The sequence below is a fragment of the Pseudomonas sp. X4 genome, from assembly GCF_040784925.1.
In the GTDB taxonomy this organism is placed as follows: Bacteria; Pseudomonadota; Gammaproteobacteria; order Pseudomonadales; family Pseudomonadaceae; genus Aquipseudomonas; species Aquipseudomonas putida_Z.
Genome location: NZ_CP160798.1, coordinates 4457425 through 4469804 on the forward strand (window position 1 = coordinate 4457425; position 12380 = coordinate 4469804).

The 12380-nt window shown below is 62.9% G+C and carries 8 protein-coding genes; 5 read left to right on the top strand and 3 right to left on the bottom strand.

Annotated features, from left to right (window positions below):
* Nucleotides 1–55 precede the first annotated feature (55 nt).
* Genes ABX298_RS19950 through ABX298_RS19960 form a run of 3 tightly spaced genes read right to left on the bottom strand, consistent with a single transcriptional unit; the run spans nt 56 to nt 2595 of the window.
* Nucleotides 56–1138 (bottom strand): hypothetical protein, encoded by a 1083-nt coding sequence (locus tag ABX298_RS19950; protein WP_075044646.1) that lies wholly within the window; start codon nt 1136–1138, stop codon nt 56–58.
* Nucleotides 1139–1177: 39 nt separating this feature from the next.
* The gene (locus ABX298_RS19955) at nt 1178–1804 is read right to left on the bottom strand and encodes a LysE family translocator (RefSeq protein ID WP_025338491.1); all 627 of its coding nucleotides are present in this window, start codon (nt 1802–1804) and stop codon (nt 1178–1180) included.
* Nucleotides 1805–1806: 2 nt separating this feature from the next.
* Nucleotides 1807–2595: a YqcI/YcgG family protein gene (locus tag ABX298_RS19960; RefSeq protein ID WP_025338492.1), complete on the bottom strand. Its 789-nt coding sequence runs from the start codon at nt 2593–2595 to the stop codon at nt 1807–1809.
* A 159-nt stretch (nt 2596–2754) separates the two neighbouring features.
* Here ABX298_RS19960 and ABX298_RS19965 point away from each other — a divergent pair, with 159 nt between their 5' ends.
* The 5 genes from ABX298_RS19965 (at nt 2755) to ABX298_RS19985 (ending at nt 12361) form a co-directional block, all read left to right on the top strand.
* Complete coding sequence (locus ABX298_RS19965) at nt 2755–3675, top strand: LysR substrate-binding domain-containing protein (protein WP_075044647.1); 921 nt, start codon at nt 2755–2757, stop codon at nt 3673–3675.
* A gap of 347 nt (nt 3676–4022) precedes the next feature.
* On the top strand, nt 4023–6383 hold the full coding sequence (locus ABX298_RS19970; protein WP_367393522.1) for a DNA polymerase II: 2361 nt from the start codon (nt 4023–4025) through the stop codon (nt 6381–6383).
* A gap of 81 nt (nt 6384–6464) precedes the next feature.
* Entirely contained in the window at nt 6465–10952 is a 4488-nt protein-coding gene (locus tag ABX298_RS19975; RefSeq protein WP_286101420.1) for an NEL-type E3 ubiquitin ligase domain-containing protein, read from the top strand.
* Between the two features lie 199 nt (nt 10953–11151).
* The gene (locus tag ABX298_RS19980) at nt 11152–11706 is read left to right on the top strand and encodes a DUF4174 domain-containing protein (protein WP_047932611.1); all 555 of its coding nucleotides are present in this window, start codon (nt 11152–11154) and stop codon (nt 11704–11706) included.
* 163 nt (nt 11707–11869) lie between these two features.
* Complete coding sequence (locus ABX298_RS19985; RefSeq protein ID WP_013971966.1) at nt 11870–12361, top strand: hypothetical protein; 492 nt, start codon at nt 11870–11872, stop codon at nt 12359–12361.
* Nucleotides 12362–12380: the final 19 nt, after the last annotated feature.

Below are 12380 nucleotides of genomic sequence, written 5' to 3' on the forward strand. Positions count from 1 at the left end.
CGACGGCCTATTCTAGCCACCCAAGGGGCCTGGCCGGAAGACCACCTGGCAACTGTCAGACGAGCTTGATCGGCGTGACCTTGCGCTGGGCATGTTTTTCCTGGGCCAGGCCAAGCTTGGCGGTAATGACCTTGGCCAGGGCATTGTTGCCCAGGTCGTTCAAGTGCAGGCGGTCGATGAACAGGTCGGCGCCGAACACCGGCGAGCTGCTGAGCATGCAGTTCATGTCATAGCAGGGCACCGGGTCGGCCTGGCTCTTGATGCGACGGAAGAAGGCCGAGTGCAACTGGCTGTCGAAAGCGCCGTCCAGCAGCCGGTCGAAATTCGCCGGTCGTCGCTGCAGCGCGTCCAGCATGGCCTGTTCGCCAGCGGGCAGGCTATCCCGGCACCAGGGCAGCAACGGCTGCAGGATGAAGGTGAGGGTGGAATGGCTGTCTGCCAGCAGCCGGTCCCATTGGCGCAAGGTCCGGCCAATGCTGTCGGCGGCACGGGCCAGGCGCTTTTCCGGGGGTGACAGCGGCCAGGTGGCAGGTGTTGCGACCGAGGGCGCGGCCAACGCCTGGCCGATGCGCCGCCAAAGCGATTGCCGGCGGGGCGCCGCCGTGGGCTGCATGCCTTCGCTGAAACTGTTGAGAAAATCCTGGTAGGCCTTGGCGTGCCGCGGGTCGCTCAGGCTGGCGAGGACTTCGCAGAGGGCTTCGTGGGCCAGGGTGTTGAGGCCGCTGAGCACCACCACATGGCCGAGCTGGCCAAGGCGGTGCTGGTGGGTCAGGAACATCAGCAGCTCCTGGCTGGCATTGAGCCCGCAGCCAGCCAGGCTCAGCCAGACTTCGCCAGTCAGCATCGACAGGTGCGAGGCCACCGTGTGTTCGTCGGAGCTGGCACCGATACCCAGGGCGGTGGAGCCGCCGACCAGCAGGTTGATGCGTGACGCACCACCGCGCTCGGCTGCCGAAAAGCGCTTGCCGGCGCAATGGCTGTAGCGCAGGCCCAGGGCATCGGTGTTGATGGTGCCGGAGCGGTAGCCGGTTTCGTGCACATGCACGGTGTGCGGGGCACGCCGGCTGCCCAGCAGCAGAAAGCGCTGGTAGTCCTGTTGCAACGGCGAAGGCGACGGGGTCGTGTCAGTCGCAGTCATGGGTTCTCCTTCTGTTGCAGCGGGCACCTTGCGTCACGTTCAGGCCGCCAGCTCCTTGACGTTGTACAGCAGGCCGCCGGCGGCGATCAGCAGCAGGGCGACCCCCGAGGCCAGGCTGATCATGCGGTTGCTGCGCTGCGAGGCGATCTTGCCGATGGCGAAGATGTACAGGCTGAGCACGGCAAAATCGATGGCCACCCACAGCATCGACAGCACCACCATGCTCTTGCCGAACGACTCGGTGATCTGGATGAACTGCGGGAAGAAGGCGATGAAGAAGATGATGTCCTTCGGGTTGGAAATGCCCACCATGAAACCTTGCAGCAGCCCGCCGCGGCCAGGCTTGGCGAGCTCGCCCGGTGCCTCGGCTGCCGGCGCCTGCAGGGCGTCCCGCAGCGTGCCGACGGCAATGTAGCCGATGAACAGGCAACCCAGCAGGCTCATGGCGCTGAGCCAGGCCTTGTCGATGGCGGCGCTGGTGAGGATGATCCAGGCCGCCGCGCCGATCAGCACCAGTGATGCCCAGTTGGTGCCCACAGCAGTGAACATGGCCTTGCGTGAGCCGGAGGCGGCCGCGGTGTTGACGATCAGTGCCACCACCGGGCCGGGGGTGGCGATCAGTAGCAGGACAGTAAGGGCGTAGGTAGCGGTGAGTGCGGTATTCACGGTCAGGTCTCGATCAGTATGTCGGGTGTTGCCGGCTGTACGGCATGGGCGTGGAACGGGCAGCGGGACGGGTTGAGCGACCCTGCCTCCTGCAGTTGGTACTGCTTCCACTCGTAGTTGTCGGCATCGCCGAAGAAGCCAAGGGTGTCGGGCATGACGCCGTCGTTGTAGTGGTGCACGCGCTCGCGGATGCGTTCGCGGATACGATGGCCGCTTTCGGTGTTGACGTTGGCCACTTCGTCGAAGTTCGCCCGCGGGTTGATGACGAAGGTGATGTGTGGCCCCAGGTTGCGGCTTTTCATCTGCTGGTGGCCGGGGAAGTTCATGTTGATGAACAGCGGCATGCCGGCAAAGCAGAACGACCAGGCGTTGTCGTCGGGGTCGGTCGGGATGCCCTGCGGCCAGGGATGCGGGTCGCGCGCGTGCACACCACGCAGCACCTTCCAGGCCAGCGCCTGTTGCTCGGCCAGGGTGTAGTCGGCGGCAGTTTCGAGAAACACCACCAGTGGGCTGCCGATACGCTGCTTGGGTGGGATAGGTGTGACGGTGCGCACGTAGTCGGCCAGGCCCATGGCGATGTCATCGGCCAGCTGCCCGGCGCGGGCGAAGAGGATGTGGCAGGTTGCGCCGTTTACCGCCTTGCGGCCGAACAGGCAGGGAAACTCGGGGTTGGCGAGGACACTGCGAAAATGTTCTACGGCTTTGTAGGTCCAATGTCGCGCGTTGCGCACATGGTCAGCGGCCAGCTCTAGCGCATCCAGGCGATAGCAAGTTCCATAACCCGTCGACATGATTTCCCCAGGCGTAAATTTGATGAACGTTCAAGTCACATGCAGGCAGGATCTTGGTTATGTTTATTATTTACCCGCATTTTCCGAGACGTCCTTGGCGTTGTAAAACGCGTGGAACTATGACCTACTATTAGTCTTACTCATGCTCAGGGCGTCGCCATGTCGGAACGGATTCAGGCTTTGCACGCGCTGCGTGCCTTTGAGGTGGCCTCTCGCTATGGCTCATTTACCCGTGCCGCGGAAGAGCTGGCCCTGACTCAAGGCGCCGTCAGCCACCACATCAAGACCCTCGAAGCCATGTTCGGCTGCGACCTGTTCGAACGCCGCGGGCCGAAGCTGGCCCTGACCGAGCACGGGCGCCTGCTGGCGCAGGAGCTGAAGGTTGGCTTCAAGATCATCGAAAATGCCTGCGCCCTGCTGCGCCAGGACCGCTACGGCCTGCGTCTGAAGGCGCCGTCCACGCTCACCGTGCGCTGGCTGCTGCGGGCGCTGGATGCGTTCAAGAAGGTCGAGGACAACTGCAGCGTGCAGCTGTCCAGCGTGTGGATGGACATCGACAGCGTGGACTTCTATTCCGAGCCCTACGACTGTGCGATCCTCCTGGCCAACGGGCGTTTTCCCGCCGATATCGAGAGTTTCAAGCTGTTCGATGAATGGCTGATCCCGGTGTGCCACCCGGATTACATGGCCCAGGCACAACCGGACCTTGCCGACCTGGCCCAGTGCGAATTCCTGCACCCGTCCCCTGACCGACGAGACTGGCGGCGCTGGCTGGCTCGCATGGACGCGCTGGACATCAGCATCGACCACGGGCAAGTGTTCGATACCCTCGACCAGGGCATCTCGGCCGCACAGCAAGGCCTGGGTATTTCGGTGGTCGACCTGGTGCTGGCCAGCGCCGACCTGTTGGCCGGGCGCCTGGTAACGCCGTTCAAGCACGCGGTGGCCACCGGCGACGGCTATTACATGACCTGGCTCAAGGCCAGCCCCAAGGCGCGGCAGATGCACAAGCTGCGCGAGTTCCTGCTGGGCCAGGTGCCGCCGCTGGCCTGCAAGGACATCAATTACCTGTACGGTTGAACACGCGTTCGAGCAAACGCCCGGCGGTGGAGCGGTTTTTTGGCGGGGGCGTTTGTCTTGAGGGATTCAGCGCCTTAGGGAATTGCAAGTAACTGATTGATTTAGCAGGGTCTCTGTGGGAGCGGGCGTGCCCGCGAACACCGGCGCAGCCGGTGCCATCCATCGAGTCGGATTCTTCGCGGGCATGCCCGCTCCCACAGGGGCCGCGTCGCGTTTGCCAATTGGTGTTACCTGCGCGACAGCGCACCCCCATGGGTTGGACGTTCTCCTACAAAAATGCGCTGCGACGGTGCGTCAGCGGTAGAATCGCCGCAATCAGCACAACAAACGATTCAGAGGTCGACGCGGTGGAGTTGCAGCAGGGCTTTGTCCTGACCCGACATTGGCATGACACGCCCGAAGGCACCTGCGTGGAATTCTGGCTGGCCACCGACCAGGGGCCACGACAACTGCGCCTGGCGCCACAGGTATCGGTGGCATTCATCCCCCAGGCGCAGGAAGCACACGCGCGGGTGCTGCTGGCCAACGAAGCCGGTGTCGAGTTGCGGCCGCTGCAGCTGAAGGACTTTGACCAGCGCCCGGTGCTGGGCCTGTACTGCCGCCAGCACCGGCAACTGATGCAGCTGGAGCAACGCCTGCGCACGGCCGGTATCGAGGTGTTCGAAGCCGATATTCGCCCGCCCGAGCGCTACCTGATGGAGCGCTTCATCACCGCCCCGGTGCAGTTCACCGGCCAACCGGATGCCCAAGGCGTGCTCTGCGATGCCCAGCTCAAGCCCCTGCCGGGTTATCGCCCGCCGCTGCGCCTGGTGTCGCTGGACATCGAGACCAGCGAGCGGGGCGAGTTGTACAGCATTGCCCTGGAAGGCTGTGGCCAACGCCAGGTGTACATGCTCGGGCCGACCAACGGCACGGCTGATGACCTCGACTTCGACCTGCACTACTGCGCCGACCGCGCCGACATACTGGCCTGCCTCAACCAGTGGATGGCCGAGCACGACCCGGATGCAATCATCGGCTGGAACCTGATCCAGTTCGACCTGCGCCTGCTGCACGAGCACGCCAAGCTGCTGCAGGTACCGCTGGCACTGGGGCGCAATGGCGCGCCGATGACCTTGCGCAGCCATGCCGGTGGTGGCCACGTGTTCGCCGATGCCCCGGGGCGGCTGCTGATCGACGGCATCGAGGCGCTGCGCTCGGCGACCTGGAGCTTCCCGTCGTTCAGCCTTGAAAGTGTCGCCCAGACCTTGCTCGGTGAAGGCAAGGCCATCGACACGCCGTACCAGCGCATGGATGAAATCAACCGCCGCTTCGCCGAGGACAAGCCGGCGTTGGCGCGCTACAACCTCAAGGATTGCGAGCTGGTGACGCGCATTTTCGCCCACACCCGCCTGCTCGAATTCCTGCTGGAGCGGTCTTCGGTCACCGGCCTTGCGGTGGACCGCAGCGGTGGTTCGGTGGCCGCGTTCTGCCACTTGTACATCCCGCAGATGCACCGCCTGGGCTTTGTCGCCCCCAACCTCGGCAGCCGCCCCGACGAAGCCAGCCCCGGTGGCTTCGTCATGGATTCGCGCCCGGGCCTGTACGACTCGGTGCTGGTGCTGGACTACAAGAGCCTGTACCCGTCGATCATACGTACCTTCCTGATCGACCCGGTGGGGCTGGTCGAAGGCTTGCGCCTGCCCGACGATGAACACTCGGTGGAAGGCTTCCGGGGTGGGCGTTTCTCCCGTAGCGAGCATTGCCTGCCGGCCATCGTCGAGCGGGTATGGCAGGGCCGGGAAGCAGCCAAGCGCGAGGGCAACGCGCCGCTTTCGCAGGCGCTGAAGATCATCATGAATGCCTTCTACGGAGTGTTGGGTTCGAGCGGCTGCCGCTTCTTCGACCCGCGCCTGGCTTCCTCGATCACCATGCGCGGCCACCAGATCATGCGCCAGACCCGTGCGCTGATCGAAGCCAGGGGCTACGAGGTGATCTACGGCGATACCGACTCCACCTTCGTCTGGCTAAAGGGCGCCCACGGCGAGGAGGCTGCAGCACGCATCGGCCGTGAGCTGGTGGCCCAGGTCAACCAGTGGTGGCGCGAACACCTGCGCGAGCGGATGAACCTGGAAAGCGCGCTGGAGCTGCAGTTCGAGGTGCATTACCGGCGCTTCCTGATGCCCACCATCCGCGGCACGGACGAAGGCAGCAAGAAGCGCTACGCCGGGCTGGTGCAGCGGGCCGATGGCAGCGAGCAGATGGTCTACAAGGGCCTGGAGTCGGTGCGTACCGACTGGTCGCCGCTGGCCCGGGAGTTCCAGCAAGAGCTTTATGGCCGGATATTCCGCGGGGAGCCTTACCAGGCGTATGTGCGCGATTATGTACGGCGCACCCTGGCGGGCGAGCTGAATGAGCTGATGGTGTACCGCAAGCGTTTGCGCCGGCCGCTAGCCGATTACCAGCGCAATGTGCCGCCGCACGTGCGTGCGGCCCGGCTGGCCGATGACTACAACCGCCGCCTTGGCCGCCCGTTGCAATACCAGCGCGGCGGCTGGATCAGCTATCTGATCACCCTGGCGGGCCCCGAACCCCTGGAAAACCTGCAAGCACCGGTGGACTACGAGCATTACCTGACGCGGCAGCTGCAGCCGGTGGCCGATGCCATCCTGCCTTTCGTTGGCGACAGTTTCGAAGGGTTGACCGGCCAGCAGCTGGCGCTGTTCTGAAGAGGTGGTAGCTATCTAGCTAATCGCTTGGCAAGCCTGCGTCTAGTGTCGGGCCTTTTGATCAGCCCGAGGCGCAACAACGTGACTACACCCACCAAGCAGCAACCGCCAACCGCCGATACGCTGGCCATGGAGCAGGCCTATCAGGACAACCTCATCGTCAAGCGACTGCCCAGATGGATTCGCCGGTTGCGAATCGTCTCGCCGACCGAGCAGAACATCCCGGCCAACGGTTTGTATGAATCGCAGCATGCTGCATTGCGCGACGCGTTGAAAGACAGCCTGGCCTGTCGACAGTGGCTGGAAAAGGAGCTTGCGCGCATCCAGGGCATCGACCGTTTCGTCAAGCCGCTGCTACAACACGCCATGCAGGAAGAATTCGGCATCAGGGAAAATGTCGATGGCCTGTATTTCAGGCGCTGGTACACCTACACCGCTCCCAGCCAGGGCACCGTGTGGGGGCGCTATCCGGTGGTGGAAAAGGACTATTTCGACGTACCGCTGATCGAGGCGGCACTGGACAACTTCACGCCGGGCGAGGGGCGGAACGAGCAGCACAAGGACAACTGCATCGTCGACAGCCTGTCGCGACGGCTCGCCTCACCAACCGCGCCAGCCTTCGCACGCTTGTGCCGCCAGCTGGATCTGGGCAAGCGCTATCAACAGCACCTGGACAGCGTGCTCAAAGCGCCGAGCAGCCAGGCAAGCGGCTGGCGCAGCATGGCTTCGACGCTTGCCCAGCTGTACAGCTCGGTCATGCTGATCGATGCGTGCAAGGCTAAAGGCGATGGAGTACTGAGTGCTGCCGAACTGGACCTGGTGCTAGAGCTATGCAAGCACGGCAGACCTGGCACGTTGTACGAGTCGAAAGTGGTGGCCCGGCAACTCAAGGCGTTCGGCTGCGATTTGCAACAGATCGTGATACTCGATGTGTTTCATGACAAAGTCAGCCGCAAGATCATTGTCTACATTCCCGATGACCCCCATGGTCCCTGGACCGCAAGCCCCGACCTGGAAAGCTTCACCCGCGAGGTCTTGGGCAAGCGTCTGCGAGACAGGCACTATCAGGATTTCTTCAAACGTTTCGTACGCCGGCGCGACAGCCAGCAGTTCTTCTCCAGGGTTGCCAAGGAGCTGGTGGGCGTCGCCGATTGGGCGACCCGGGAAATGGACCAGCACATGCGGGACTACCCGCTGCCGTTGTTCGCCCACCTTGCCGCCGCGCGCATTGCCCACATCAAGGACGATGCCGCGCTTATTGCCACGCCGGTGTCAGAGCTGGATCGCAAGGCCCAGGGAGCCCATCAACAAAGGTTGGTTGTCGAGGGTTGGACACTGGCCAGCTTGGCGGGCGTGTTCATCCGCGCACTCAATGTACTGCTGCTGGCGGTAATGGTCTGGGACCTGCTGGGCGAGCTGTTCCAGGCGGTGGAGGACTGGCGCGAGGGCGATACCAGCGCCGCAATGGAGCATGTGCTCAGCGTGATCAAAGACCTGGCCATGATCGGTGTCACCGCTGTGGTATGGCGGGAAGTGAGCCGGGCCTGGGCCGCATTGGACCAGTGGGTGCCAGCGCGCCTGGAAGACGGCAGCGAAAAGCTCTGGAATGGAGACCTGGTGCCGTTTCGCAGCGCCGCACTTCCCGCTGGGGAAGTGGCCGATGCAATGGGCATCTACCGTGCCCTGGGCAGAAGCTGGATGACCATGGACGGCCACAACTACGAAATCGTCCAGCGCGCAGATGAAGAGTGGCAACTGGCACCACGAGGTGGTCATGGACCTTTGTTGCGTCACAATGACGCCGGTGCCTGGCGGGTGTGGACAGAGCAACCGGCCAGCTGGACAGACAAGCACCGTATGTTCCGCCGCCTTGGTGAGCGTTTCGCTCGCCTGGATGATGAACAGATTGACCAGGCCATGGCCGTCCATGCCCTGGATGCTGACCATCTACGGGCGTTGCATGTGTACGGCCGGCCACCTGAGGCCGAGCTGGTCGATACCGTAGAGCGCCTGCTGATCGACCGCCGGCTGCAAACCCTGCTGGACGATCTGAAACTCGGGCGGGTGCCGCAGGACGCGCCGTTGCTGGCGAAGGCTCGTGCCCTGCCTGGTGTCACCGAGCAGGGCGGGCCAGCATTGGCGGCGCAGGTCTCGGCAAGGCGGCGCCAGCTGTTTCAACAGGTGTATGACGGGCAGCAGGAGCCAGACGATGCGGCGGTGGCAACGTTGCGCAGGGCATTCCCGAGCCTGCATCGGCGAGCGGCGCGCGAGCTGCTGGGTGAGCTGTCTGCAGAAGGTGCGGAGTTTCAGGCACTGGTCAGCGGCACGGTGCCGTTTCGGCTGGTCGAAAGGGCCAGGCTGAGCGTCCTGCGCATACGTGTTGCGCGTGCCTGCGAGGCGCTGTTCATCGATACGCCCCAGACCCTGGACCAGGCCAAGGTCGCGCTGACGCTGCTGGAGACGCTGGATGTCAGGGAGGCCAGGCCGCGCTGGCGGCTGTACGATGGTGATAGCCCGCAGCCGATAATGACTACTGCTGGCGACGGGCGGAACTACAGGCTTGTGCATGACAACGGGCAGTTCGAGCTTGAAGATGCGCTAGGCCTCGAGCTGAGTGGCCCCGGCGAGCTGTTCGAGACCTTGGCGGCTGCGTTTGCCCCGGCCGATCGTGCTGCACTCGGTATCACTGAACCCTACGCCCCGGGTTTGAGAGCAGTGTTGGCCCGGCAAATGCCCGGGAACAGCAAAGTACTCGCCCAGGTGTTGGGCAAAAACCCTCGACAGCCATGGATGCTGGCGCCACTGCGCCTGGAGGATGGCAGGGTCGGCTACCCGCTGGGCGGCGGCCTGGGGCGCTTTGCCCGGCCTGCGTCTCGACCCCGGGCGTTCGAGACGCGTCTGCGCGACCTTTACCCGGCCTACAGTGATGAACAGATCGAAGCCTGGCTGACCACGTTGCATGCTTCGGGGCGTGATACCGACACTGAGCTCGGTGTGCTCGAAGAGCAGGCCCGCCGGTTGAGCGACCACTTGAAAAGCTGGGAGCGGCGAGGGTTGCTGAACGGTGAACGACCCGAGCGCAAGCGGTTTCGCAAAGCAATCATGCAATGCTGGCGGGAACGGGTGCCCGCTCAAGTTACACCTGAGCATCAACGTCTGGCTTTAACTTGGCAGTACAGCGCGTATGACCTGTGCTCATTGCCTGAACTGGGCCCACTCTTCAGCTTCCCGCACGTTACCGAACTTTCCCTGCGCAGCCTGTTGCTGAAAGAGGTACCAGAGCAGTTCCTGCTCTCATTCCCCAATCTGACGTCCCTGGAACTGAGCTACAACCAGTTGCAACGTCTGCCAGCGAGCCTGTCGTTGCTCAGTGACTTGCGCATACTCGACTTGTCCGGCAATCGCATCTCTCTGGACGAGCCCCAGGCTCAATTGCTGGCGCAATGCAGCCGGTTACGTTACCTGAACCTTTCGGACAATCGCTTGAACATGACCTTTTCTGTGGCGCAGATGAACCAGTTGGCCGAACTGCGTTTGCGCAATGCCGGGTTGGTATTGCTGCCCGAGGGCATCACGGATTGTCAGACGTTGTACATGCTCGATGCTTCCAACAACTTCATCACGCTGTTGCCTCCCAACTTCATCCAGTCCCCGTTGTGGCGGGACGGCTACGTTGCGCTGTCAGGCAATCCTGTGCTGCTGCACCAGGCTGAAGATGTGCAGGAGGCCTGGAACATTCCGGAGGACAGTTCGGTCCCTCACAAATTTCGCTGGGTGGACCGCCTGGACGGTGATAGACGCGAAGACCTGGGTAACCTGTGGGCCACTGTTGAGCAAATGGATGGGGCGACGAACTTCATGCAACTGCTGAAACAGCTTACGCGCTCGCAAGACTTCACCCATCCTCGATATGGGGAAATGCTGGCTACACGCGTTTTGACCATGATGGAAAAGGTGGACAGCTCAGCAGCATTGGCCAATGAAATTTTCGCCCATGCGCTGGTTGAAAACTGCGCCGACAATGCCACGGTTGTCTTCCAGCAGCTTGAAATCCGATGCCTTGTGTGGGAAGCCGAGCAGGCCGCCCCTTCTGGTAGCCAGGAACGAGCCCTGGTGAATCTGGCGCGGCAGTTGTGGAGGCAACAGGAGGTTGACTTCATCGCCATGCGCGAGGCTGAGGCTGCAGGTGCGAGCATTGAGTCGGTCGAATGGGCGCTGGCCTACTCGATCCGCTTGCGCGAGGACCTGGGCCTGCCTGGCAACGCACGGAGCATGCTACACGCGGGCATCCCGAACCTGGATGACGCTTCGGTGATGCGCGCGGCTGATCAGGTCAGGCGTAACGAGACAGACCACTCGGTGGCAGTGTGGATGGTCCAGCAACCGTTCTGGAGAAAATATCTCGAGAAACGCTACGTGCGCGAACTGGAAGTGCCGGCAAGTTTTCAGAACCAGTTGGCGGAGGATGCGAATGCCGAGGACGCCGCCAGGTTGATGGCGGAAATCAGGCTTTGGACCGAGAAGACCGAGCTTCAACTGACCATCGAGGCTCTGCAACGGCCGGCATGACAAGGGCGCATTGGACTATGCTCAAGCTACAAGTGATAGGGGTACTTTTTCGGGCTCGGGACGGGGAACGAGCGCACTTGGTAACCGCCGGTTACTGTTCATTCAAACATGGAGGTCTTTTGCTGGTTTACGCTCGCTCGTCGGATCTTTCGCCCTGATCTGTAGTCTTCTGGTTTATCGAGAGAATAAGGAGATACGCATGCTCGTCCGGTCACTGACCCTCGCCACCTTGCTCGCGCTCGTCGGCCCTGTGTTTGCCGCCGACAGTGACGCGCCGCTGGCCAAGGAACTGGGCAAGGCCAGGCCCTTGGTCGTCATTGCGCCCAGCAGCGCCGACCCGACCTTGCGTGGGTTGAACGAGGCCCTCAAGGACCCGGCCACCCAGGCCGCCTTCAAAGAGCGCAACCTGGTGGTGTACAGCGTTGCCAACATGATGGGCAAGCGTGAGGACAAGAACCTCGAGCAGCAGACCACCATGGCCCTGATCCGCGAGTTGAAGCTGGGTGCCAGCAAAGGCACCAAGGTGATCCTGGTGGGCAAGGACGGTGAGCGGCACATGCTCAAGGACGACGAAGAGGGAGGGGCCATCGACCCGCAGGTGATCCTCAAGGCGGTCGATGATCTGCCCGCCAGCGAAAAAGCCGTGTCGGCGCCGGAGCCTGTGGCAGCGGCGGCACCGGAACCCAAGGCCAAGGACAGCAAGCCTGCCAAACCCGCCAAACCTGCCGCGCCGCCCAAGCCGCTGGAAGACTGACCCTGCACGACGGCCCCGAGGCACCTTGGGGCCGTCGTGTATCCCACTGTATCTGCCCACGCCGCAGACCCATTCCCATACAAAACCGCACCCCGCGCGATACATCCACGACATACCGCAACGGCCTAATGGCTCCACATTCCAACCACAGTGGAGCGACACCATGACTCAAGTACGAAACACCCTCGGCCTGCTCGGCGCTGCCCTGATCGGCAGCATGGCATTGAGCAGCAGCGCCTTTGCCGTCGAGCCGTTGGCCCAGGGTTACCAGCTGGCTTCGGCCAAGGTGGCCGGCGAGGGCAAGTGTGGTGAAGGCAAATGTGGTGGCAGCGCCAAGGCCACCCAGGGCGAAGGCAAATGCGGTGAGGGCAAGTGCGGCGCCAGCGCCAAGGCCGGTGCCGAAGGCAAGTGTGGCGAGGGCAAGTGTGGTGATGCCTCGTTCGCCAAGACCGACAGCAACCACGACGGCAAGGTCTCGCGCGACGAGTTCCTGGCGGTGGCCAAGGACCGTGCCGGCGACTTCGACAAGATCGACAGCAACCATGATGGCTTCATCTCCGAACAGGAGGCGGCGGATCACCTCAAGGCGATCTACCAGGCTAATGGCAAGGCCATGCCCGAAGGCTTGTTCAGCCACCTGACCGGCAAGTCCTGACCTTCTGCCCCATGAACCG